At 67.8% G+C, this 22,293-nt stretch carries 20 protein-coding genes and 2 pseudogenes; 10 read left to right on the forward strand and 12 right to left on the reverse strand.

Annotation, left to right across the window (positions count from 1 at the left end):
* The first annotated feature begins 28 nt into the window (after positions 1 to 28).
* Positions 29 to 631, forward strand: a complete 603-nt coding sequence (locus tag ABI214_RS14440; protein WP_348603220.1) for a M23 family metallopeptidase — start codon at positions 29 to 31, stop codon at positions 629 to 631.
* Here ABI214_RS14440 and abc-f read toward each other — a convergent pair whose 3' ends face one another.
* The 7 genes from abc-f to ABI214_RS14475 all read right to left on the reverse strand — a co-directional run bounded on the left by abc-f (position 632) and on the right by ABI214_RS14475 (position 7,595).
* Positions 632 to 2,242 carry a ribosomal protection-like ABC-F family protein gene (gene abc-f, locus ABI214_RS14445; RefSeq protein ID WP_348603221.1) on the reverse strand — a complete coding sequence of 537 codons (1,611 nt, stop codon included), beginning with the start codon at positions 2,240 to 2,242 and terminating at the stop codon, positions 632 to 634.
* A 285-nt stretch (positions 2,243 to 2,527) separates the two neighbouring features.
* The gene (locus ABI214_RS14450) at positions 2,528 to 3,622 is read right to left on the reverse strand and encodes an inositol-3-phosphate synthase (RefSeq protein ID WP_348603222.1); all 1,095 of its coding nucleotides are present in this window, start codon (positions 3,620 to 3,622) and stop codon (positions 2,528 to 2,530) included.
* Positions 3,615 to 4,181 (reverse strand): PadR family transcriptional regulator, encoded by a 567-nt coding sequence (locus ABI214_RS14455; RefSeq protein WP_348603223.1) that lies wholly within the window; start codon positions 4,179 to 4,181, stop codon positions 3,615 to 3,617. Before ABI214_RS14455 ends, ABI214_RS14450 begins: the two co-directional genes overlap by 8 nt.
* Positions 4,182 to 4,288: 107 nt before the next feature.
* Complete coding sequence (locus ABI214_RS14460) at positions 4,289 to 5,107, reverse strand: DUF1707 SHOCT-like domain-containing protein (RefSeq protein WP_348611642.1); 819 nt, start codon at positions 5,105 to 5,107, stop codon at positions 4,289 to 4,291.
* A 2-nt stretch (positions 5,108 to 5,109) separates the two neighbouring features.
* Positions 5,110 to 5,967 carry a DUF1707 SHOCT-like domain-containing protein gene (locus ABI214_RS14465; RefSeq protein ID WP_348603224.1) on the reverse strand — a complete coding sequence of 286 codons (858 nt, stop codon included), beginning with the start codon at positions 5,965 to 5,967 and terminating at the stop codon, positions 5,110 to 5,112.
* A 90-nt stretch (positions 5,968 to 6,057) separates the two neighbouring features.
* Positions 6,058 to 6,690 carry a hypothetical protein gene (locus ABI214_RS14470; RefSeq protein ID WP_348603225.1) on the reverse strand — a complete coding sequence of 211 codons (633 nt, stop codon included), beginning with the start codon at positions 6,688 to 6,690 and terminating at the stop codon, positions 6,058 to 6,060.
* Positions 6,687 to 7,595: a DUF1707 SHOCT-like domain-containing protein gene (locus ABI214_RS14475; RefSeq protein WP_348603226.1), complete on the reverse strand. Its 909-nt coding sequence runs from the start codon at positions 7,593 to 7,595 to the stop codon at positions 6,687 to 6,689. Before ABI214_RS14475 ends, ABI214_RS14470 begins: the two co-directional genes overlap by 4 nt.
* 108 nt (positions 7,596 to 7,703) lie before the next feature.
* Between ABI214_RS14475 and ABI214_RS14480 the strand changes: the two genes are divergently transcribed.
* The 3 genes from ABI214_RS14480 to ABI214_RS14490 all read left to right on the forward strand — a co-directional run bounded on the left by ABI214_RS14480 (position 7,704) and on the right by ABI214_RS14490 (position 12,462).
* Positions 7,704 to 8,132 (forward strand): DUF5318 domain-containing protein, encoded by a 429-nt coding sequence (locus tag ABI214_RS14480; RefSeq protein ID WP_280763017.1) that lies wholly within the window; start codon positions 7,704 to 7,706, stop codon positions 8,130 to 8,132.
* Between the two features lie 183 nt (positions 8,133 to 8,315).
* The gene (locus ABI214_RS14485) at positions 8,316 to 10,817 is read left to right on the forward strand and encodes a transglycosylase domain-containing protein (RefSeq protein ID WP_348603227.1); all 2,502 of its coding nucleotides are present in this window, start codon (positions 8,316 to 8,318) and stop codon (positions 10,815 to 10,817) included.
* Between the two features lie 22 nt (positions 10,818 to 10,839).
* The gene (locus ABI214_RS14490; RefSeq protein WP_348603228.1) at positions 10,840 to 12,462 is read left to right on the forward strand and encodes a glycosyltransferase family 87 protein; all 1,623 of its coding nucleotides are present in this window, start codon (positions 10,840 to 10,842) and stop codon (positions 12,460 to 12,462) included.
* Here ABI214_RS14490 and ABI214_RS14495 read toward each other — a convergent pair.
* Positions 12,421 to 13,764, reverse strand: coding sequence for a glycosyltransferase 87 family protein (locus ABI214_RS14495; RefSeq protein WP_348603229.1), 1,344 nt, complete (start codon positions 13,762 to 13,764; stop codon positions 12,421 to 12,423). The genes ABI214_RS14490 and ABI214_RS14495 overlap by 42 nt on opposite strands.
* Positions 13,765 to 13,950: 186 nt before the next feature.
* Here ABI214_RS14495 and rpsF point away from each other — a divergent pair, with 186 nt between their 5' ends.
* From rpsF to dnaB, 5 genes are all read left to right on the forward strand, one after another.
* Positions 13,951 to 14,238, forward strand: a complete 288-nt coding sequence (gene rpsF, locus ABI214_RS14500; RefSeq protein ID WP_348603230.1) for a 30S ribosomal protein S6 — start codon at positions 13,951 to 13,953, stop codon at positions 14,236 to 14,238.
* 92 nt (positions 14,239 to 14,330) lie between these two features.
* Positions 14,331 to 14,858 (forward strand): single-stranded DNA-binding protein, encoded by a 528-nt coding sequence (locus ABI214_RS14505; RefSeq protein ID WP_348603231.1) that lies wholly within the window; start codon positions 14,331 to 14,333, stop codon positions 14,856 to 14,858.
* A 39-nt stretch (positions 14,859 to 14,897) separates the two neighbouring features.
* Complete coding sequence (gene rpsR / locus ABI214_RS14510; RefSeq protein ID WP_127917760.1) at positions 14,898 to 15,140, forward strand: 30S ribosomal protein S18; 243 nt, start codon at positions 14,898 to 14,900, stop codon at positions 15,138 to 15,140.
* A 17-nt stretch (positions 15,141 to 15,157) separates the two neighbouring features.
* Positions 15,158 to 15,613, forward strand: coding sequence for a 50S ribosomal protein L9 (rplI, locus tag ABI214_RS14515; protein ID WP_280763022.1), 456 nt, complete (start codon positions 15,158 to 15,160; stop codon positions 15,611 to 15,613).
* A 519-nt stretch (positions 15,614 to 16,132) separates the two neighbouring features.
* On the forward strand, positions 16,133 to 17,521 hold the full coding sequence (gene dnaB, locus ABI214_RS14520) for a replicative DNA helicase (protein WP_280763023.1): 1,389 nt from the start codon (positions 16,133 to 16,135) through the stop codon (positions 17,519 to 17,521).
* 238 nt (positions 17,522 to 17,759) lie between these two features.
* Here the strand turns inward: dnaB and ABI214_RS14525 are convergent, their stop codons facing one another.
* The 4 genes and pseudogenes from ABI214_RS14525 to ABI214_RS14535 form a co-directional block, all read right to left on the reverse strand.
* On the reverse strand, positions 17,760 to 18,185 hold the full coding sequence (locus ABI214_RS14525; protein ID WP_348603232.1) for a hypothetical protein: 426 nt from the start codon (positions 18,183 to 18,185) through the stop codon (positions 17,760 to 17,762).
* Between the two features lie 202 nt (positions 18,186 to 18,387).
* Positions 18,388 to 18,939 carry a DUF308 domain-containing protein gene (locus ABI214_RS14530; protein ID WP_348603233.1) on the reverse strand — a complete coding sequence of 184 codons (552 nt, stop codon included), beginning with the start codon at positions 18,937 to 18,939 and terminating at the stop codon, positions 18,388 to 18,390.
* 341 nt (positions 18,940 to 19,280) lie between these two features.
* Positions 19,281 to 19,388: pseudogene (locus ABI214_RS25505) on the reverse strand (ATP-binding protein); the annotation flags it as partial.
* A gap of 218 nt (positions 19,389 to 19,606) precedes the next feature.
* Positions 19,607 to 19,762, reverse strand: a pseudogene (locus ABI214_RS14535) (IS21 family transposase); the annotation flags it as partial.
* Between the two features lie 389 nt (positions 19,763 to 20,151).
* On the opposite strand from ABI214_RS14535, the gene ABI214_RS14540 reads away from it, so the two are divergent.
* On the forward strand, positions 20,152 to 21,141 hold the full coding sequence (locus tag ABI214_RS14540) for a diacylglycerol/lipid kinase family protein (RefSeq protein ID WP_348611645.1): 990 nt from the start codon (positions 20,152 to 20,154) through the stop codon (positions 21,139 to 21,141).
* The last annotated feature ends 1,152 nt before the right edge of the window (positions 21,142 to 22,293 follow it).

Genomic DNA, 22,293 nt, shown 5'->3' on the forward strand with positions numbered 1-22,293 from the left:
GAGCAAGACACAAATTGAGGTAACACCCGTGGGCAAGCACCACCAGCCATCGCACCGTTTCGTTCGCAATTCCATCCAGTCGAAGTCCGGCCCCCATCGAGGACCCCTGAAGGCGGCGGCGGTCGCGGCCATCGCCGGCGCCCTCCTCGTCGGAGGGGCGCAGCTCGGCGTCGCCACCGCGACCGCGGCGCCGCAACCCGCTCAGGCTGCCGGATCGGTCCACCGCCTGGGTTCGAGTTCCACTGTGGTCCAACCGGTTTCCGGTGTGCTGACGTCGCCATACGGCCCGCGCGGGAGCAGCCACCACAACGGCATCGACATCGGTGCAAGCCTCGGCACGCCGATCTACTCGGCCGCCGCCGGCTCCGTGATCTCGGCCGGTCCGGCCTCCGGGTTCGGGCAGTGGGTGCGCGTGCAGCACGACGACGGCACCATCACCGTGTACGGCCACGTCGACACCTACGTCGTGAGCGTCGGCCAGCGCGTCGCGGCGGGACAGCAGATCGCGACGGTCGGCAACCGCGGCCAGTCGACGGGCCCGCACCTGCACTTCGAGGTCTGGGATCCCAGCGGTCGGCAGGTCGATCCGCAGGTGTGGCTGCGCAGCAACGGCGTCGCCCCGACGTGGTGATCACAGCGCCAGGTGATCACCGTGGAAGCGCTGCCGCATCCGACGGTCGTGGGTGACCAGGACGACGGCACCCGCGAACGCGTCGAGCGCCTCCTCGAGCTCCTCGACCAGCGCCGGCGACAGGTGATTGGTGGGCTCGTCCAGTAGCAGCAGGTCGGCGCCCGACGTCGCCAGCAGCGCCACGTCGAGGCGTCGGCGCTGTCCGAACGACAGGTCCACGATTCGACGGTCCAGGTCTTCGGGGCGAAACAGCCCGAGCGAGAGCAGTTCGGTGGCCGCGTCGTCCGGACCGACCGGCCGTCGGCTGGTGTATGCCTGCAGAAGTGTCGCCGCGAGCGGCCACGCACCTGCCGTCTGCCGTAGGTACCCGACTCGCACCGGTGCGCACACCGTCCCGGCATCTGGAACGACCACGCCCGCAATGACATTCAGCAGGGTGGTCTTTCCCGCGCCGTTGCGGCCGGTCACCAGCAGACGCCCGCCGAGCTGGACCTCCAGCTCGGGGATCGCCGGCCGCGACGCCACCCGCACGTCCCGCAGACGCACGAGCGGCCCGTCGGACGCCCGCGCGGTCGCCGCCGACAGCGAAGGGGTGAACCGCAACGGTTCCGGCGGCGGCGCGACCGGGTTCCGGGTGAGGCGATCGATCCTCTCCTTGGCGTTGCGGATTCGCCCCATCGCCCCGTGATCGCGTCCGCGCGCCCGAAACGCGCCGTGACCGAATCCCGCCTTCTCCTGCTTGCGGGGAATCGCCTCCAGCCTCGCCGCGTTGGCGTCGACCAGGTGTGCGCTGCGGTCGAGTTCGAGCCGCCACTCCTCGTACTCACGCAGTCGGCGACGTCGCTCCGTGGCCTTCGCGGCGAGGTAACCGTCGTAGCCGTCGCCGTAGCGACGCACGCCTCGGTCGGCGACCTCGAGGATCACCGGTGTCAACCGGTCGAGGAACACGCGATCGTGCGTCACCGCCACCACGGTGCCCCGGTGTGCGAGCAGACGGTCCTCGAGCCACGCCACGGCTTCGTCGTCGAGGTCGTTCGTCGGCTCGTCCAGCAGGAGCAGCTCGGCGTTCGACGCCAGGCTCGCCGCCAGCGCGAGCCGGGCACGCTCCCCGCCCGAGAGCGTCGCGAACGGACGCGACCGATCGAGGTCCGGTAACCCGAGCGCGTGCAGTCCGGCGTCGACCCGGTCGTCGACGGTGTAGCCATCCCGACTCTCGAAAAGGCTTGTGAGTCGGGTGTATTCGTCGAGTACTGTGCCCAGTTCGTCGGCCGCGGCGCGCGACATCTGCCGCTCCGTGTCGCGGATCCGCGACTCCAGCGCCCGCAGATCGTGGAGGACGTGGTCGATCGCGTGCTGGACCGTCGCGCCGTCGGGTAGATCCAGCGACTGAGCGGCGTAGGCGACGCCGCCCGGCGTGACGACGTGGACGTCCCCGTTGTCGGGGCGCGTGCGACCGGCGATGAGGGCCAGCAGGGTGGACTTGCCGGAACCGTTGTCGCCGACGACGCCGACCTTCTCGCCCGGCGCGATCGGCAGGTCGACATCGTCGAGGACGATGCGGTCGCCGTAGCGCTTCGAGGCGGCACGAAGGGAGAGTTGTGAGACGGGCATGGGCGTACTCCTTGTGCCCGGAGGAGATCCGGGCCGATCGGGGAAAGGTGCCCTCGCGCAATCGACCCGAACGATTCGGGCGGAGGGGATGCGCGCTCAGGACCCGCCGCGGAGCATGCTCGACGCGGCGTCCCGATCTAGTGATTCAGAGTGCCCACGAAAGTCACCATAGCACCGGACGGTTCGTCCGCCCAGTGATTATTCGGAAACACTTCCCGTGAAAACGCCTGTGGCGGTGGGTGAGTCCGGGGACTCTCCCACCGCCACAGCGATGTTCGGAAGCGATCAGGCTTCGATGATGAAGGCCTCGAGCTCGGCGCGAGCCTTGTCGTCGGCCATCTGGACCGGCGGGGACTTCATCAGGTACGCCGACGCCGGCAGGATCGGGCCACCGAGGCCGCGGTCCTTGGCGATCTTCGCGGCGCGGATGGCGTCGATGATGATGCCGGCCGAGTTCGGGGAGTCCCAGACCTCGAGCTTGTACTCCAGGTTCAGCGGGGCGTCACCGAACGCGCGACCCTCGAGGCGGACGTACGCCCACTTGCGGTCGTCGAGCCACTCGACGTAGTCCGAGGGGCCGATGTGGACGTTGCGGTCGTGGACCTTGCCGGCCAGCGGGCCGTTGAGGTTCGAGGTGACGGCCTGCGTCTTGGAGACCTTCTTCGACTCCAGGCGCTCACGCTCGAGCATGTTCTTGAAGTCCATGTTGCCGCCGACGTTGAGCTGGTAGGTGCGGTCCAGCACGACGCCGCGGTCCTCGAACAGCTTCGCCATCACGCGGTGGGTGATGGTGGCACCGACCTGCGACTTGATGTCGTCGCCGACGATGGGGACACCGGCCGCGCGGAACTTCTCGGCCCACTCCGGGTCGGAGGCGATGAAGACGGGCAGCGCGTTGACGAACGCGACATCGGCGTCGATGGCGCACTGTGCGTAGAACTTGTCGGCCTCCTCCGAGCCCACCGGCAGGTAGGACACGAGGACGTCGACCTTGGCGTCCTTCAGGGCCTTGACGACGTCGACGGGTTCGGCGTCGGAGACCTCGATGGTCTGCGCGTAGTACTTGCCGATGCCGTCGAGCGTCGGGCCGCGCAGGACGGGGACGTTCAGCGGCGGGACGTCGGCGATCTTGATGGTGTTGTTCTCGCTGGCGTTGATCGCCTCGGACAGGTCGAACCCGACCTTCTTGGCGTCGACGTCGAAGGCGGCGACGAAGTCGACGTCGCGGACGTGGTACTGGCCGAACTTGACGTGCATCAGGCCGGGGACGGTGGAGTTCTCGTCGGCGTCCTTGTAGTACTGCACGCCCTGGACCAGGGACGAGGCACAGTTACCCACGCCCACAATGGCTACGCGCACCGCGGTGCTGTTCTCACCCATGGTCGGGTTCTCCTTCGTTTTTCTTGGGTGCTGTTGCTGTTGATGATTGTTCGGCGGCGATCAGCTCGTTCAGCCACCGCACTTCCCGTTCGCTCGACTCGAGACCGAGCTGATGGAGCTGGCGGGTGTAGCGGTCGAGCGAGCCGGTGGCCCGCCCGATGGCGTCGCGGAGGCTTTCCCGGCGCTCCTCGACCTGACGTCGCCTGCCTTCCAGAATTCGCATCCGCGCCTCGGCGGGGGTGCGGCTGAAGAAGGCAAGGTGCACGCCGAACCCGTCGTCGGTGTAGTTCTGGGGCCCCGTGTCCGCCACCAGCTCGGAGAAGCGCTTCCGGCCGGCGGGGGTCAGCTCGTATACGCGGCGCGCCCGGCGTTTCACGGTGCCGTCCTCGTTCTCGCCCTCGACGATCAAGCCGTCCGACTGCATGCGACGCAGCGTCGGGTACAGCGAACCGTAGGAGAAGGCGCGGAACGCACCGAGCAGCCCGGTCAGCCGCTTACGCAGCTCGTATCCGTGCATGGGCGACTCGAGGAGCAGCCCGAGAATTGCCAGCTCGAGCATGATCACACCCCCTGAGTGTCCCGAACATAACCGATAGATGCGATTGCCAACTATATCGCACCGATATATACGGACACACTTGTTTCCGGAAATCGCGGGTCGGAGACCTACTGGTCGGCTCGGTAGACGCTGCGGACGGCCCCGTCGAACCCGACCGTCAGAAAGCCCTGCGTGCCCGCGTCCTCGTTCCACAGGTGGATGCTCACGACCGGCCCGTCGTCGCCGCGCTTCGCGTCCAAGAAGATCCGGGTCGGGTCGTCCACACGAAGCGTGCGATCGGCGCCGTGGAGCAGCCCGATCACCCGCGGGACGTTCGGACGTAGCTCCGCCAGGTCGACGGGCACGCCCTCGGTGCGATTGGACGACGTCCCGTTTTCCGTGAGCTGGGCCTGTCCCTTTCCGACCCGGTACTCGTACCGCTGCGCGAGGCCGGGTTTGCCGGGCACCTGGCGGGAGAACGTCGCGTACTCGGGGTAGACGGTCAGCTGGTCGACCTGCGAATCGTGCAGTTGGCGGGCTATCTCGTCGAGCATCCGCCCGAAACCCGCCGCGGTGGTCAACTCCGTGGTCGTCGCCGCGGCGGCGGTGGCTGGCTCGTCGTTGTCCCGGGCCGACGTGACCACCACGATGCCGCACACCAGGACCACGGCAGCCGAGAGTGCGACGGCCCAGCGGGTGTCCCGCGAGGGTGGCGGTGTCGGCATGGCATCCCGCAGATCCGGAGCCACCTGCAGGTCCCGTACCAGTCGATCGAGATCGGCGAGCGTCCGCGCCGACCGGGTCGCCTCTGTCCGATTCCGGTGCTCCACATCAGTGAGCTGGCCGTCGGAGTACGCGGCGTCCAGGACGTCACGCACCGCATCGCGTTCGACGTCGCGGGCGCGCAGCCGCGATGTCGGGGTCCGGGGTCGCCGGCTGTTCGGCATGGTCACCGCCCCTCGGGCTTCGAGATCTCGACGATCGAGCCGTCCAGTCGCGTGTCCACCATTCCCCGTCGCTCGTCCTTGTCCTCGAACAAGACGCTGACCAGACCCTCGCCGGTCGACGAATCCGCGCGCACGAAGATGTCCTCCACCTTTCCCGTCGGCACCCCGACACGATTCGCACCCGTCGCGATCACCTCGGCGAGTCGGTCGACGTCGAGGGCCGCGAGATCGACTGTCGTGGTGTCGAGGGGACGTGACTCCGGCGTCCGCACCGGGGAGAAGCCGCCCCGGTAGCTCCAATCCTGTTCGCGATGCGGTTGGTCCTGCAGCATCCGGGTGAAGTACACGTAGGTCGGGTAGAAGGTGACCTGGTCCACCCGCAGATCCCCGTTGAACTTCACCGCGAGTTGACGCACGAAGTCGCGGACTCCGTCGGCGGAGACCGGGTCGATCGGTTCGATCACGATCGGCTGCGGCTCGCCGGGAGCGACGGGCGCCGGAACCGGTTCGGCCCCGACGACCGTCGCGGGTGCCGCGTCGTGGCCTCGGGTCATGAACGCGACCGTCCCGACGACCGCCACGGCCGCGACGACACCGGCGGCCACGACGCGGCCCGGAATGCGCCTGCGTGGCGCCGGGGCGGAAGCGCGGGCGGCTTCGACGAGATGTTCGGGAATCTGCAGATCCGAGACCAGCCCGTCGAGCTCCCCGAGCGTCTTGGCCGTCATCGCCGCGGCGGTGCGGGACTCGTATTCGGTGGGGTCGAGCTGCCCCTCGGCGTATCCGGCGTCGAGGAGCCCGCACGTCTGGGCGCGATCGATGTCGCGCGCGCGAGCTTTGGCAGAGACAGGGGCGGACACGTCGGTGATCCTAGGAAACCGTTCGGAATGTTGTGCAACCACGTCCGGACCGACCGACTGCGCGGGTGCAGAAGATCGGTCGTGAGGCACCTACCGGTCGGCTCTGCGGACTTCCAGGATCTCGCCGTCGAAGCCCATGATCATTGACCCGTGGGCGGCGATGTCCTGGTTGGACACCAGGATCTCGACGGCCGGTATGTCGTCATCGCGGTCGATCGACAGATACACCGAGTCCGGGTTCGGTACTCCGACGCTCTGCTCGATCCCGCGGACCAAGCCGATCAGCTTGGGCAGGTTCGGTCGAAGTTCCGCGAGGTCGACCGGAACGGTGGGTGTGCGGGTTCCGGCGTCGTCGGGACCCTTGAAGGTGGGACTCCCGGAGTCGATCTTGTAGCTGTACCGCTCGCTCCGGCCAGGCTTTCTCGGAACGGGGCGTTCGATGTCGGCGCGCTCGGGGTACACGCGCAGCTCGTCGACCTCCAGGCTGCCGAGCTTCTGCTCGAGGGTGTCGAACAGGCGTGTCATCTCGGTGAGTGTCAGCAGGTCGGCCGATTCCGCCTCGGCGGTGGCGACGCCGGCGGGCGCATCGTCGCCCGACTGAGTCACGACCGCGGCCCCGCCCACCGCGAGCACGGCCGCGGTACCGAGAGCGGCGATCCACCGCATGCCCCGGTCGCGTACGCGCAGGGAGTCCGCGATGCTTCGGCGTTCGGTCGGCGTCACGTGTCCGCCGTTCGGACGTCGACCTCGTCGCCCCCGAGTGTCGTGTGCACGCTGCCGGATCGCTTGTCGGGGCTGTCGACGCCGATGACCACCTCGACCTCGCCGCCGGTGCCGCGGACGTCGACGTCGCTGATCCGGCCGGTCGAGAGCTGTACCCGATCCGGTGCCGTGGCGAGGTTGGCCGCGAGCCGGTCGAGATCGATCGCCGCGAGGTCGATCGACTGGGGATTGCCGCCCCGTGGGCTGGGCGTCATCGACGGTTTGAACCCGTTCATGAAGATGTATCGCTGGTTCAGATGTGGAGCCCCGTCGACCGCGCGTGTCACATCCACACGATCGGGGTAGAAGATGGCGCGATCGACGACTGTGTCCTTGAACTTGACGCGGTACCGGTCGATGAAAGTTCGGATCCCCTCGACGGTGGTCGTGTCGATCGGATCGATCACGATCGCGTCGGGCTCGCCCGGAATCGGTGCCGGCAGCGGCGCGGGTTCGTCGGCAGCGGCAACGCCCTCCGCGGCGTCGGCCGTTTGCGCGGCCTCGTCGTCGCCTCGTGCGACGAAGAACACGGCACCGATCACGACGGCGACGGCGGCGACGGCCGCGGCGATCACCGGACCACGACGCGGCCGTCGGCTTGCCGTTGCGGACCGGAGTGCGGTCTCGACGAGGTGCGCGGGAATCTGCAGGTCCGAGACCAGCCCGTCGAGTTCACCGAGCGTCTTGGCCTTCATCGCCGCGGCGGTGCGGGACTCGTACTCGGTGGGGTCGAGCTGTCCCTCGCCGTAGCCGGCGTCGAGCAGCCCGCACGTCTGGGCACGATCGATGTCGCGCGCGCGAGTTCTGGAGGAAACCTGCTCGGGCACGTTCGTGATCCTAGGAAACCGTTCGGAATGCTGAGCCACGGCATCCGAACCGATCCAGTGGCGACGTGTCAAGACCTTGTGTCGGTCCCCACGTGCGCATACTCCCACCGCACCCCGCCGGCGGCCGACGCACGTACTCTGGTCTCCGTGCGGATACAGCGGCAGGTCGTGGACTACGCGCTGCAGCGCCGGTCCCTGCTCGCCGAGGTCTACTCGGGGCGGACCGGCGTGAGCGAGGTCTGCGATGCGAGCCCGTACCTGCTGCGCGCGGCGAAGTTCCACGGCCGCCGCAGCGAGGTCATGTGCCCGATCTGCCGCAAGGAAGAGTTGACCATCGTGTCCTGGGTGTTCGGTGACAAACTGGGCCCGGTCTCGGGCTCGGCGCGGACACCCGAGGAACTGGTTCGTCTGGCCGCAACCGAGGAGGAATTCTCGGTGCACGTGGTCGAGGTGTGCCGCACATGCAGCTGGAACCATCTGGTCCAGTCCTACGTACTCGGTGCGGTGCCGGCGCCGAAGCGGCCGAGGAGATCCTCCTCGACTCGCTCTCCCCGCCGACGCACCGCGAGTGAGTAGTAGGAAGCCGACAGCTGTGCCCACAGCACGACGTCACCGAGGACTGCCCGCAGTCACCCGACTACTGGAGATTCGTACGTGAGTTCCCCCAACAACCCGCCAGGCGGCCGTCCCACAGGACCACGCCGGCCCAGCGGGCCCCAGCAGAGTGGACAACCGGCCGGGCAGCAGCCCGGCCGTCCCATGGGTGGCCCGGCTCCTCGCCGCAACCCCGGCCCGCCGCCGGCAGGCCGCCCCGGACCCGTACCGGGTCAGGGCGGGCGTCCGCCGCAGGGACAGGGGGGTCGCCCACCGCAGGGTGGCCGTCCGCCGCAGGGCCAGGGTGGCCGTCCGCCTCAAGGCGGTCGTCCCCCGCAGGGGCAGCCCGCTTCGGGGGGCGCACGTCCGGCGCAGGGTGGAGGACGCGGACCGGGTGGCCGTCCGCCGGCCGGGCCGCCGCCCACCGCCCGCAAGCCCGGCGGTGGCTCGGGCGGTGAGCCGCCGAAGCCGCCGAAGAAGACCAAGTCCAGTCGGTGGAAGGTCATCCGCCGCACCGCGTATGCGGTCGTCGCCGCGGGGCTGATCCTGCCGATGCTGGCGTTCATGGTCGCGTACGTGGCCGCGGACGTCCCGAAGCCCGGCGACATGAAGTCCAACCAGGTGGCGACGATCCTCGCCTCGGACGGGACGACGGAGATCACCCGCGTCGTGCCGCCGGAGGGCAACCGCACCGAGGTCTCGATCGACCAGATCCCGGTCCACGTGCGCAACGCCGTGCTCGCGGCCGAGGACCGCAAGTTCTACACCAACCCCGGCTTCTCGGTGAGCGGCTTCGCCCGCGCCCTGCGTGACAACGTGCTGGGCCGCGACAGCGCCGGCGGTGGTTCGACCATCACCCAGCAGTACGTCAAGAACGCGTTGGTCGGTTCCGAGCGCTCCCTCACCCGCAAGATGAAGGAGCTGGTGATCTCGTCGAAGATGGCCCGCCAGTGGTCCAAGGACGACATCCTCGCCGCGTACCTCAACACCATCTACTTCGGCCGCGGTGCCTACGGCATCGCCGCCGCCTCCGAGGCGTACTACGGCAAGCCGGTCGAGGAGTTGACCGTCGCCCAGGGCGCCATGCTGGCGGCGATCATCCAGCAGCCGTCGGGCCTCGATCCGGAAACCAACCCGACCGGTGCGCAGACGCGATGGAACTACGTCCTCGACGGCATGGTCGACAGCGGCACGCTCAGCGCCGCCGACCGCGCCGCGATGGAGTTCCCGCCCGTGGTCCCGCTCGCCGATGTCGACAACGGCAACGGCGGCGGCGGTCCCGAGGGCCTGATCAAGCAGCAGGTCCTGCAGGAGCTGTCGGCGTCGGGTATCAGCGAACAGGACCTCAACACCGAGGGCCTGCAGATCACCACGACGATCGACCCGAAGGCGCAGCAGGCCGCGCTCGACTCGGTCGAGAAGTACATGGACGGCGAGCCGTCCGAGCTGCGGACCGCGGTCGTGTCGGTCGACCCGCACACCGGCGCCGTCCGCGCCTACTACGGCGGTACCGACGGAACCGGCTACGACTTCGCGCAGGCCGGCCTGCAGACCGGGTCGTCGTTCAAGGTGTTCGGTCTCGCGGCCGCGCTGGATCAGGGCATCCCGCTGTCGCAGATGTACGACAGCAGCCCGCTCACGGTCAACGGCATCTCGATCGGCAACGTCGAGGGCGAGTCCTGCGGCACGTGCACCATCGCCGAGGCGCTCAAGCGGTCGCTCAACACGAGCTTCTACCGGCAGATGCTGCAGATGGACGACGGCCCGCAGGCCATCGCGGACATGGCCCACAAGGCCGGCATCCCCGAGGACATCCCGGGCGTCGGTCCGTCGCTCACCGAGCCGGGCGGCGTCGGCCCCAACAACGGCATCGTGCTGGGCCAGTACCAGTCGCGGCCGCTCGACATGGCGTCCGCGTACGCGACGCTCGCCGCGTCGGGCGAGTACCACAAGCCGTACTTCGTGCAGAAGGTCGTCACCTCCGACGGCACCGTCCTGCTCGACCGCGGCACGCCGGTCGGCGAGAAGCGCATCGACGCCGCCGTGGCCGACAACACCACCGCCGCGATGACCCCGATCGCCGCGTACTCGCGCGGACACGGACTGGCCGGGGGACGCCCGTCGGCGTCGAAGACCGGCACCGCGCAGCTCGGCGACACCGGCTCCAACAAGGACGCCTGGATGGTCGGGTTCACCCCGTCGCTGTCGACGGCGGTCTGGGTCGGCACCGAACAGGGTCTCCCGCTGGTGAACAGCTACGGCGGAATGGTCTACGGCTCGGGTCTGCCGTCGGACATCTGGAAGGGAACGATGGACGGTGCGCTGAAGGGCACCGACGTCGAGAAGTTCCCGACGCCCGAACCCATCGCGGGACAGGCCGGTGTGCCGGAGTACTCGGCACCGGCCGCGCCGAAGACGACGGCCGCGGCCCCGACGAGCACCACGCAGCCGACCACGACGCCGCCGTCTCTCGAGATCACCACGAGCAACGTGGAGATCCTGCCGGGCGTGACGATCCCGATCCCGGGCGTCGGACCGGGCCGGACCACCCAGTCGACGCCGACGCAGACGCCGGGCTCGACCACCACGGAGGAGCAAGTTCCGCCGGCCGGTCAGGTGCCGCCGGGCCAGCAGCGCCGAGCGCCGCAGCCGGTGCCCGTCGGGTAGGCGTTCCCGGTAGCCTCGCGGAGTGGCCGACAACACAACGGGCAGCACAGATACCCGCGACGGCGGCGAGTTGGTGTCACCGGCACCGCTCGCCGCCGATCGACGGTCCGCGGACTGGCGGGACGTGCCCGGTCACACGGATCCGCTGACCGCGCGGCTGACGTCCACGATCGGTGGTCCGGTCGGTCGGCACGCGCTGATCGGCCGGACCCGCTTCTTCACGCCGATGCGGGTGATCCTGCTGCTGGCCGTCGTCTTCCTGAGCCTCGGCTGGTTCAGCAAGGCGGGCTGCATCCAGCAGGGCCCGGTCGGCGCCAACGGCGCCCTCGGACTGGACTGGGGCGGCAACCGTCAGTACGTCGCGATGTGTTACTCCGACACCGTCCCGCTCTACGGCGCCGAGCACCTCGACGAGGGTGCCTTCCCGTACAAGAAGTGGTGGGAGGAGCCCCGATCCGACGGTTCGGTGCAGCGCCGCTACATGGAGTACCCGGTGCTGTCGGGGCTGTACCAGTACGGCTCGATGGTGGTCGCGAAGGCGTGGCACGCGACGCCGTGGCTGCCCGGCGGCCTGCAGGTGGTCATCTACTTCAACGTGGTCGCGCTCGGGCTGGCGATCGCGTGGCTGGTCACGGTGTGGGCGAGCGCGCTGCTGGCCGGCAGACGCGTGTGGGACGCCGCGCTCGTCGCGTGCTCGCCGCTGGTGATCGTGCACGCGTTCACCAACTTCGACCCGCTCGCTACGGCGTTCGCGATGGGTGGACTGCTGGCGTGGGCGCGTAAACGGCCGGTGCTCGCGGGTGTCCTGCTGGGCCTCGGCGGCGCCGCCAAGCTGTTCCCGCTGATGCTGCTCGGCCCGCTTCTGGTGCTGTGCCTGCGGTCGGGTCGGATGCGCGACTGGACGCAGGCGACGCTCGCCGCGGCCGCTGCCTGGCTGGTGGTGAATCTGCCCATCGCGCTGCTGTTCCCGCGCGGCTGGGCCGAGTTCTTCCGACTCAACTCCGAACGCGGCGCCGACCCCGACTCGATCTACAACGTCATCGCGTCGTTCACCGGATGGGCCGGGTTCGACGGCCCGCTCGCACCCGGTGAGTCGCCGTCCGTGCTCAACGCCGTGACGCTGTTGCTGTTCGTCGCGGTCTGCGTCGGCATCGGGTACGTCGCGCTCACCGCCCCGCGCCGGCCGCGGGTGGCACAGCTGTGCTTCCTGCTGGTCGCCGGGTTCCTGCTCACCAACAAGGTGTGGAGTCCGCAGTACTCGCTGTGGCTGGTCCCGCTGGCAGTCCTCGCCCTCCCCCACCGTCGGATCCTGCTGGCGTGGATGACGATCGACGCCCTCGTCTGGGTACCGCGGATGATGTACTACCTCGGCGTCGCCAACAAGGGTCTGCCCCAGGAGTGGTTCACCGGGACGGTCCTGATCCGGGACCTCGCCGTCGTCGTGCTGTGCGTGCTGGTGCTGCGGCAGATCTACCGGCCGTCGGAGGACCTGGTGCGATTCGGCTTCATCGACGACCCCGGCGGCGGCGTCCTGGACCAGGCGGAGGACGCGCCGCCGCGGTGGCTGCCCGGGTGGCTGCGACCGAAGATCCCCGAACAGGCTTCAGCCGGTGCGCCCCACGAGGAGTCGCGCGTCGGACGGTGACCGGACCGCCGCCGCGGGCTCCCCGGCGACGCCGCGCGGAGGCGCTCGCAGCAGCAGGACGAAGAACGTCACCAGCAGCACCGCCTGGCTCCACACGCCGAGATTGACGACGAATTCGGTTGCGGCGGTGTCGGATCGGGTGAGGGCGTCGAACAGGCGGAACACGCCGATGCCCAGGGCCAGGTCGGCCGCGAGGTAGGCGCCGACGAGCGGCCAGGGCACGCGCAGCAGGACGAGGAACGGGATCAACCACAGGGTGTACTGCGGCGAATGCACCTTGTGCAGCAGGATGAACGCGCACAGCAGCGCGCCGCTGACGCCGATCCACGGGTAGACGCCCTCCCGTTCGAATTGTTTCCAGCCCAGCCACAGTGCGAGCCCGAGCGCCGCGAACAGCAGCGCCGGCGAGACGATGCCGACGAGGTGGTGGTAGGCGTCGGAGCCCCGCAGCCCGCCGCCCATCAGCGGTCGCAGGCCCCAGTACCAGATGCTGTTGCTGGTGAGATCGGCCTGCCGCTGCAGTTGGAACGTGAACGACGCGCGCCAACCGGTGTAGTCCGCGAGCGCGAACGGCAGGTTGATCGCCACGACTGTCCCGGCGGCGGCCGTGATCACCGTGACCGCGCCGCGAACGTCGAGACGGCCGCGCGTGCGCCCGGCGGTGAGGACGTACAGCGCGAGTGGCAGCACGAACAGTCCGGGATAGAGCTTGAGGCAGAACCCGACACCGAGCAGGACGGCGGCCAGCGCCCCGCGGGTGCGGAGCGACCACCGCTGCGACGCCATGACGGCGATCGCGCCCACCGATGTCGCGACGACGGGCAGGTCCCAGTTGTGGAAGCCGTACATCACCAGTGGCGGTGTGGCCGCCCACAGCAGCGCGGCCCGGCCCGCGAGCCGGCCCAGCAGCCACGCGGTGAGCAGCCCGAACGGCGCCAGCAGTAGCGCCGAGTGCAGCAGGAAGGCGGCGTCGGTGTGCGCGCCGAGGCCGCCGATCCACATCAGCAGGCCGCTCAGCACCGGGTACTCGACGGTGCCCGGGACGAGCGCGCCGTCACCGGTGATGCCGCCGGTGTAGGGGAACAGGTGCTGGTCGATGCCGCGGCCCAGCCACAGGAACTGGATGTCGGAGTAGCAGACGTCGCGGTCCCTGATCCGGTCGAAGATCAGGCTCCGCCCGTCGGCGGCGAACGGCGGGCCGGCGCAGCGGGCCTTGTCCAGGTACGCGATGACGAGTGTGAGCAGGCAGGCGGTGAGGATCGTGACCATGGTTCCGGCTCGGAAGCCCGCCTCCGCCCGCATGCATTCCAGCGTAAGACGATCCGGGGCGCGGTGTGGGATCGGCGACTGCCCGTGGACGTCGGCCGACAGATCAATTTCCCTGGTCACAGGCCACTCGTGTACCCTGCAAAGGTTGCTGACGCAACGACCCTCCTGCCACGGACAGTCCGTGGCCGTTTCACAGTCCATAGGAGGTGATGAGGTCTTATGCGTCATTACGAATTGATGGTCATCCTCGACCCCAGCCTGGACGAGCGCACTGTCGCCCCGTCGCTGGATACGTTCCTCAATGTCGTCCGTAAGGACGGCGGCAATGTCGACAAGGTCGATGTGTGGGGCAAGCGTCGTCTCGCGTTCGAGATCGCCAAGAACGCCGAAGGCATCTACGCGGTCATCGACATCACCGCCGAGCCGGCCACCGTCAAGGAGCTCGACCGTCAGCTGGGTCTGAACGAGTCGGTGCTTCGCACGAAGGTCCTGCGCCACGGCAAGTGATTCCCGTCTGATCCGGGCGCAGGAATTGGTAGTCGGTACCAGCACCTAGGCTCTGGACCAACAGGAACTCCACACACAGCAGGAGGAACCACATGGCAGGCGACACCGTCATCACCGTCATCGGAAACCTGACGGCTGACCCCGAGCTTCGTTTCACCCCCGCGGGTGCAGCGGTCGCGAACTTCACCGTCGCGTCCACGCCCCGCACCTTCGACCGTCAGACGAACGAGTGGAAGGACGGCGAAGCGCTGTTCTTGCGCTGCAACATCTGGCGTGAGGCGGCGGAGAACGTTGCGGAGAGCTTGACCCGCGGCTCGCGAGTGATCGTGAGCGGTCGGCTCAAGCAGCGCTCCTACGAGACCCGTGAGGGTGAGAAGCGCACTGTCGTCGAGCTCGAGGTCGACGAGATCGGCCCCTCGCTCCGTTACGCCACGGCCAAGGTCAACAAGGCCAACCGTGGTGGTGGCGGGGGCGGCTTCGGTGGCTCCTCCGGCGGATCCGGCGGCGGACGTCCGGCGTCCGGTAACTACAGCCAGGGCGGAGACGATCCGTGGGGCAGCGCGCCGCAGGCGGGCTCCTTCGGAGGCTCCCAGGGCTCGGACGACGAACCGCCGTTCTGATCCGTACCGAATCGGAACATCCAGAAAACGGAGATAGACATGCCGAAGCCGCCGCTGCGCGACAAGGTTATGAAGAAGAAGGTCTGCACGTTCTGCAAGGAAAAGAACACGCAGATCGATTACAAGGACACGACGCTGCTGCGTAAGTACGTCAGCGACCGCGGCAAGATCCGTGCCCGCCGTGTCACCGGCAACTGCGTCCAGCACCAGCGGGACATCGCGGTCGCCGTGAAGAACTCGCGTGAGGTTGCTCTGCTGCCTTACGTCTCGACGGCTCGCTAAGGAAAGGGAGGGACGACATGAAGCTGATTCTTACTGCTGACGTGGACAACCTCGGTGCGCCCGGCGACACCGTTGAGGTCAAGGACGGCTACGGCCGTAACTACCTGCTCCCCCGCGGCCTGGCCATCGTTGCCACCCGTGGCGCTCAGAAGCAGGTCGAGGGCATCCGCCGTGCGCAGGAAGCGCGCGCGGTCCGTGGTCTCGATCACGCCAAGGAGCTCAAGGCCGCCATCGAGGGCCTCGAGGGTGTGTCGCTGTCGGTGAAGACCGCCGGTGACTCGGGCAAGCTGTTCGGTTCCGTCACCGCGGCCGACGTTGCAGGCGCCATCAAGGCTGCCGGCGGCCCGGTCGTCGACAAGCGCAACCTGGAGCTGCCGAAGGCCCACATCAAGGCCACCGGCAAGCACCTCATCGTGGTCAACCTGCACCCCGAGGTTGCCGCCAAGTTCCACCTGAACGTCGTCGCCGCTTAGTCGACGCGTTCGATCGAACGGCCCCGCGGACTTCGAGTCCGTGGGGCCGTTCGCGCTCTGGGGACGGGCTGTGGATAGATGCACCACTCAGTGTCAATTCTGTGAGCTGGGACATGCTCCTGTTGGGTGGGTATTTACCGAACACGCCCGGGCTGTCAACCGGAGCGACACGCCGAATGAGTTTCCATCCACAGGGCTGTGAAACGAAAAACGCCCATCTACCTGCAAGTTGTTCAGTGTGATGTTCGTCTGTCCCCAGGTTATCCCCAGTTTTCCCCAGGCCGGTTAACATCCTGGCGTGGTGCGTCCCCACTTCATCCACAACTGTGTACACAGGTGGGTTTGGTGGGCGGGTTGTCCGACCCCTAACGTCGTCGCGAGCGTGTCTCTCGAGCCGCCCGCGAGGCGGCACAGTTTTGTCGGGGTGCACGGGTACAAAGAGTGTGAAAGACGTCTTCCGCACGTCCGTCGCGTTAGGCGGGGCGGCGTCGGACTTCGTCGCGTGGAAGGGCGGTCGCGTTGGCGGTTGTAGATGATCGTGGTCATTCCGAGTACCCGGGACCCCCGGAGGAGCCGAGCGAGGAGTTCGGTCGGCAGCCTCCGCACGACATGGTCGCGGAGCAGTCGGTGCTCGGCGGCATGCTGCTGAGCAAGGACGCGATCGCCGACGTCCTCGAGGTGCTGCGGCCGGGCGACTTCTACCGCCCCGCCCATCAGTCGGTGTACGACGCGATCCTCGACCTGTACAGCCGCGGTGAGCCGGCCGACCCGGTCACGGTGTCCGCGGAACTGGATCGGCGAGGCGAGCTGCGCCGTATCGGCGGCGCCCCCTACCTCGTCACCCTCACCCAGACGGTCCCCACCGCCGCGAATGCCGCCTACTACGCGGAGATCGTCGCGGAGAAGTCGGTGTTGCGCCGTCTCGTCGACGCCGGCACCCGCATCGTCCAGTACGGCTACGCCGGCTCGGACGGTCAGGACGTCGCCGAGGTGGTCGACCGCGCGCAGGCGGAGATCTTCGAGGTCACCGAGCGCCGCACCACCGAGGACTTCATGCCGCTCGAGGAGCTGCTGCAGCCCACGATGGACGAGATCGACTCCATCGCCAGCCGCGGCGGCATCTCGCTCGGCGTGCCCACCGGGTTCAGCGAGCTCGACGAGATCACCAACGGCATGCACGCCGGGCAGATGATCATCGTCGCGGCTCGTCCGGGCGTTGGAAAGTCCACAATCGGAATGGATTTCATGCGTTCGTGCTCCATCAAGCACGGCATGGCCAGCGTCATCTTCTCGCTCGAAATGAGCAAGACCGAGATCGTGATGCGTCTGCTGTCGGCGGAGGCGAAGATCAAGCTCTCGGACATGCGCTCGGGCAAGATGTCGGACGACGACTGGACCCGTCTGGCGCGGCGGATGAGCGAGATCAGCGAGGCTCCGCTGTTCATCGACGACTCCCCCAACCTGACGATGATGGAGATCCGCGCGAAGGCCCGCCGGCTCAAGCAGAAGCACAACATCCGGCTGATCGTGATCGACTACCTGCAGCTGATGTCGTCGGGCAAGAAGGTCGAGTCCCGCCAGCAGGAAGTCTCGGAGTTCTCCCGCAGCCTCAAGCTGCTGGCCAAGGAACTCGAGGTCCCGGTGATCGCGATCTGTCAGCTCAACCGTGGTCCCGAGCAGCGAACCGACAAGCGCCCCCAGGTTTCCGACCTCCGCGAGTCCGGCTCGCTCGAGCAGGACGCCGACATGGTCATGCTGCTGCACCGCCCCGACGCCTTCGAGCGCGACGACCCGCGCGGCGGCGAGGCCGACATCATCCTCGGCAAGCACCGTGGCGGTCCGACCGCGACCATCACCGTCGCGCACCAACTGCACTACTCGCGGTTCGTGGACATGGCGCGGGGATAACTCGATGTCATGTCGTTCGGCCTCAACTTAGGTGAGACCGTGGGGAAGAGCGATTCTTGCTGTGGTGACCCCGGATGAACATGTCATCGGCGTTTCGTTGACCGGACACCTCTTCTGATCGAGCGCCCGACCACGTCCAGGGGCGTGGCAGAAGTTGCCGCCTGATTCCGCGGAACTGGTCAGGCCCAACAGGGGTTCGCCGCGCGCGCGAACGAACCCCCTGGCCGGCTGGGTGCGCTCAGTGCGCTGCGGCAAGTTCGTTCGCCTTCTCGCGCCGGAGAACCGCTTCGAGGACGGCGTAGTCCGCCTCCTCGATGGCGGCCATGGCGATGTCGATGGCAAACGCGGCGTCGTCCTCGGCACTGTCGGCCCGGACAGCCGCCCGCTTGGCGTCCTGCTCTTCGCGTTTCGCTTCGATGTTGGACCGGATCTGCTGGACTTGCTGGTCCCACTGCTGCTGGACGTCACGCCACCACGACGAGGCATCCGACTTGGCCTCGTCGGCGCGGGCCCGAAGTTCATCGTTGCGCTCCTGGGCCGAGGCCCGCGCTCTTGCGACTTGCTCTTCCAACGTGGCGTGCTGGGCGGTCTGCGAGGTGTGGAAGTCGTCCTCTGCCTCCTTTGCTTTTGCTGTCATGGCCGCTAGTGCTTCTGACAGAGCCATTCTGGTTACTCCTTTCGACTGAATCATTTGACGACGGTCTTCATCTGAACCTGTTGACGCTTGGCAGCGGAAGCCTGGCCGGAAGCCCGACCTGACAAGGGGATCGGCGAGTTGGTATCGAGGACGGTCCCTCTCCCTACGCCAGCTCGGAGCTGGCGTCCTTCGCCCACCCGCGTAGCGGATTCGCTCGGGTGTGCAGGGGTCACGATGTGGCGTGGCTTCGGTCGCCTAGAGCGGGCCCACCGATCGCTGCGCCAGAACGGTCCTTCTGTGCGCCTTTCAACTCGAACGCGACCACGATCTCTGTGAATCCCCGGAAGAGTGCCAAAAACCCGACGTACAAGATCAGTAGCGCTGCGCGCACCGCGATCACCTGCTGCGAGACCAAGAAACCAATGAGAATTTCGAGGACGCCGGCGGCCACCCCAAGCCACCAGACACTGTTCACGACCCGGGACTCGATGGACGAGATCAGAACGAGAGCTCCCTGCAGGATGAAAAGCACGCCGAGGACGGACGCCAGAGCCCAGAACGCGTCGAGCGGGCTGACGAACGCCCAGATCGCGCCGGCGAGAAACAGGACACCCATCAGCACGCGTGCCCACCGCCAGGGAGACCACACCGCCGCAATCAGGAACTCGTTCATCATCGCCCCGAGGAAGATTGCCCCCATGAGAACCCCGATGGTGACCACCGAAGTCGTGGTAAAGCGCAGCACCACCATTGCGATGATCAGCCATGCGATCCCGGTCAAGAGAAAGATCCACCATGGACCCACGAACCGCGCCAGACCCGCACGGAGCGCGTCACTCTGCGCCGAGTCGGTAGGCGGTGATGCGGTGTCTGGCGACTGAGTATGCGGACTACTCATCGACTTCTCCCAAGTCTCGGAGGTCGCTGGACGCTTTCCGCTGCATCTCCATGGTAAGTGTTTCGACGGCCATCCGACACTCGCCGCTGGCGGCCAGTTGCGGGCCACAGCGCCGGCCACTTGTTTCCCCGTGGCCAGGTAATTTCGCGGTAAGGGTCGACGGCACCGAGGCTGGCTGACTCGACGAGGTTTGGTCAACGCAGAGGCTTCACCCCGTGTCCGCTGGTGGCTTGGGCCAGGGCCTTGGGCATGCTTTCGTCGCATCCCGACAGGCGCCGGTTGCTGGAGACGGCCAGGGCCCGCCGCTCGTATGCGGCGTCGACCAACCGGTAATACCTCCTGCCGCACTGGGGCTCACGGCCAATGCCCAATGTCGTTGACGATGACGCGGTCGGTGCGGATCACCCGGGCGACGGTGAGGCAGGCTTGGACGGCGACGTGTCCGAGAGCCTCGCGGAAGTGGCGTTTGAAGCAGCGCGTCCTGGGTGGGGCGCGTGCCGGTTCACCGGCTTCGCGGCCGAGGTTGTGACGAGGCTGCGGATCATGTCTGGGCGAAACGCCCTGCGACCACAGCGATCCCGAGCGTCCGATCGACCTCGTCGGGTGGATGTGGCTTGGCCAGGGTGACCGCTTCGGGCATCCTGGCGCGAATGCGGCGAACCCCGGCCGCGGCGGCCTCGGGCAGCCAGACAGCGGCGCCGTCACCCTACGGAACGAAGCCATGACATCACCGGGGAGACATCTCTGGCCGTCAGTGGGGCCGTACATGGCCGTCTGTGGGGAGGGTGTCACGGCCGCTGACGTACGCGGCCGTTCGCGCCGCCGGACTGCTGGCAGTCGGCCCCGACCGCGCCCCTGCAGTCGTGCTGTTGCACGAGCCTCGGTTGTCGGCGGCATCGATCACCGTGGAATCGAGACGCGAGACGTAAGGTAGGTAGTCACGGTCAGCAAACCGCCAAGGGGGCTCGACGTGCCAGTCCGATGCCGACGAGCGGTCAACGGTCCGTCGCGGGATCCGACCGGCGGCGGGCTCCACGAGGGCGGCATGGGGCTGGAGTCGGTAGCTGGTGGCTTTCGGGGAACGGCGTCATGATCATGCCCCCGCTTCCCCGGCCGGGTAGTGGTCCGTCCCAGCAGAGATTGACCCGATATGGCTGGAGTGCAGCCAATCCGCCGCTACGGCCGGTGTTGTTTGTCAACCCAAGATCGGGAGATGGTGCGGCGGGCCGGGCGAGGGTTGCTGAACGGGCACGGGATCGCGGGATCGAGGTGGTCGTCCTCGAGCCGGGCCAGAGCCTCATGGAGTGCGTCGACGAGGCGGTGAAGCAGGGCGCGGATGCGCTGGGGATGGCTGGTGGTGACGGGTCTCTGGCGGTCGTGGCAGCCGCCGCAGCCGCGCAGGGGGTGCCGTTCATCTGCGTCCCGGCCGGGACGCGCAACCACTTCGCGTTCGACCTCGGAGTGGACCGGCAGGACGTGGCGGGCGCGCTCGACGCGTTCACCGACGGGGTAGAGCGGCGGATCGACCTGGCAGAAGTGAACGGCCGCGCGTTTGTGAACAACGTCTCTCTCGGGATCTACGGTGAGGCGGTTCGCCATCCGGCCTATCGCGACGCCAAAATGCGCACCCTCGTGGAGACCGCCAAGCGGGTGGTCGGCCCCGGTGCAAGGACTCCGGCGCTGCGCCTCGTCGACGACGTAGGGCGCCAGCACGCTCAGCTCGCCGTCGTGCTGGTGTCGAACAACCCGTACGCGTTGGACCCTCCTGTCCTCGGCACTCGCCCCTCGCTCGGTGAGGGCCTTCTGGGCATCGTCATTCTCGACGCACCGGACAGTGGGCGGCATCCTCCAGGGCGCGCCTGGAGCGCAACGGACTTTGAGGTCTTCGCCTCCGCGCCCGTGCACGCGGGTATCGACGGTGAATCAGTGGTGCTGAGTCCAACGCTCAGGTTCGCCATTCGCCCGGTAGTCCTTCGCGTGCGCATCTCGTCCCGGCATCCTGGCGCCTCGCCCTCCGCCCGCCTCCGACCTCCAAGGTCACCGAGGAGCGCTTCACCGGGCGTCCGCCAGGAGGAGCCCGAGTAGTCGGCCAGACGCGAGGGCCTGGCTGCGGGAATAGGAGAATCCGCACTCGGCACATTCCTCGCGCATGCCCGCATTGTCATCGACGCGGCCGGCCGATGGTTCGTGTTCCACGTCAGACCCGAGTCGAATGGCTTAGTCCGCGCATGCTTCACATCGACTATCCCCCGATACGTTGGTGATTGGCCGTGTTCACAGGAAGGGGCCCGCCGCAGGACAGAGCGGTCCGAACAAGCAGTCCATGACTGCCGGTGTCCTCCGCGCCGACGGACGTCTGCGAACCTGAAGCGCTATCCCGGCCGAAGCGAAGCCCATCGAACCCGGGGCCGGTCAAAACCGCGCTTCGCTTCCGGTCTCGGTCCACACGCACAATCGGGGCACGAGACGGCGCAGTCAGGGATCTGTGCCCTTGGAGTCGCGGAACCGCTCGGGCGGATCGGTCGCCGCCCGCACCGTGGTGACACCACCGCGTGAAGTGCACCCGGCTAGCGGGGCGGCACGAAGAACGAGACATCTCCCGCGCACCGTCGACTGCTCAAAGACATGCATAACCCCAGTTCAGGGGAACGTCGGCTCGAGTGCGCGCCGCCACGCCGTATAAACCGGAAGTCGGCGCGTTCGCGTCGATCGCCGGGCTGCCCGAGACACGGATCGGGTGGCAGGAACCGGCACCGAGTGCCGGCGGCGTCCGCGGTGGTGGTTCCGTGGGGCTGCGGAACGGTGACGGTGGAGACTGAGGGTAGGCGTGGCCGTGATGATCTGTCATCGACTCGGAGCAGAGCTGTGGAAAAGGACATCTTCGCGCGGAGTTACGTGAGACAAGTGTCGTGGAAGATCTTGAAAATCCCAGGTGGCTCGGACAAGTAGATCCGGAACCTACAGTCGTCGTCGTCGCCATCGCCGAAATATGAGACAAGCACCTGTTCCGTATTCCGATGAGAGAACCCATCGGCGTACGAGACGCGACTGCAGGAGAGCTGCGGCGGACTCGGACTGGTGTCGGCTTCGCTCAGTGTCCTGATGTGCGCAGGCCAACAGTCGAGGGGGCGGCCTGCGCTGGTCGGGTTCGTCTGCCTGGGGGATTCGTAGCGATCTGGCGGCGGCGGTCCACGTTCGCCCGTGCGAGGTTGTAGAGGGCGATGCCGGTTGCTGTTA

It is taken from the genome of Prescottella soli, assembly GCF_040024445.1.
Lineage (GTDB): Bacteria > Actinomycetota > Actinomycetes > Mycobacteriales > Mycobacteriaceae > Prescottella > Prescottella soli.

What these genes read in the sequence shown, in the direction of transcription:
- abc-f (WP_348603221.1), bottom strand. Translation starts at nt 2,242, where the DNA reads ATGCCCGTCTCACAACTCTCCCTTCGTGCCGCCTCGAAGCGCTACGGC.
- ABI214_RS14450 (WP_348603222.1), bottom strand. Translation starts at nt 3,622, where the DNA reads ATGGGTGAGAACAGCACCGCGGTGCGCGTAGCCATTGTGGGCGTGGGT.
- ABI214_RS14455 (WP_348603223.1), bottom strand. Translation starts at nt 4,181, where the DNA reads ATGCTCGAGCTGGCAATTCTCGGGCTGCTCCTCGAGTCGCCCATGCAC.
- ABI214_RS14460 (WP_348611642.1), bottom strand. Translation starts at nt 5,107, where the DNA reads ATGCCGAACAGCCGGCGACCCCGGACCCCGACATCGCGGCTGCGCGCC.
- ABI214_RS14485 (WP_348603227.1), top strand. Translation starts at nt 8,316, where the DNA reads ATGGGTGGCCCGGCTCCTCGCCGCAACCCCGGCCCGCCGCCGGCAGGC.
- ABI214_RS14495 (WP_348603229.1), bottom strand. Translation starts at nt 13,764, where the DNA reads ATGCGGGCGGAGGCGGGCTTCCGAGCCGGAACCATGGTCACGATCCTC.
- rpsF (WP_348603230.1), top strand. Translation starts at nt 13,951, where the DNA reads ATGCGTCATTACGAATTGATGGTCATCCTCGACCCCAGCCTGGACGAG.
- ABI214_RS14505 (WP_348603231.1), top strand. Translation starts at nt 14,331, where the DNA reads ATGGCAGGCGACACCGTCATCACCGTCATCGGAAACCTGACGGCTGAC.
- rpsR (WP_127917760.1), top strand. Translation starts at nt 14,898, where the DNA reads ATGCCGAAGCCGCCGCTGCGCGACAAGGTTATGAAGAAGAAGGTCTGC.
- rplI (WP_280763022.1), top strand. Translation starts at nt 15,158, where the DNA reads ATGAAGCTGATTCTTACTGCTGACGTGGACAACCTCGGTGCGCCCGGC.
- ABI214_RS14525 (WP_348603232.1), bottom strand. Translation starts at nt 18,185, where the DNA reads ATGGCTCTGTCAGAAGCACTAGCGGCCATGACAGCAAAAGCAAAGGAG.
- ABI214_RS14540 (WP_348611645.1), top strand. Translation starts at nt 20,152, where the DNA reads ATGCCCCCGCTTCCCCGGCCGGGTAGTGGTCCGTCCCAGCAGAGATTG.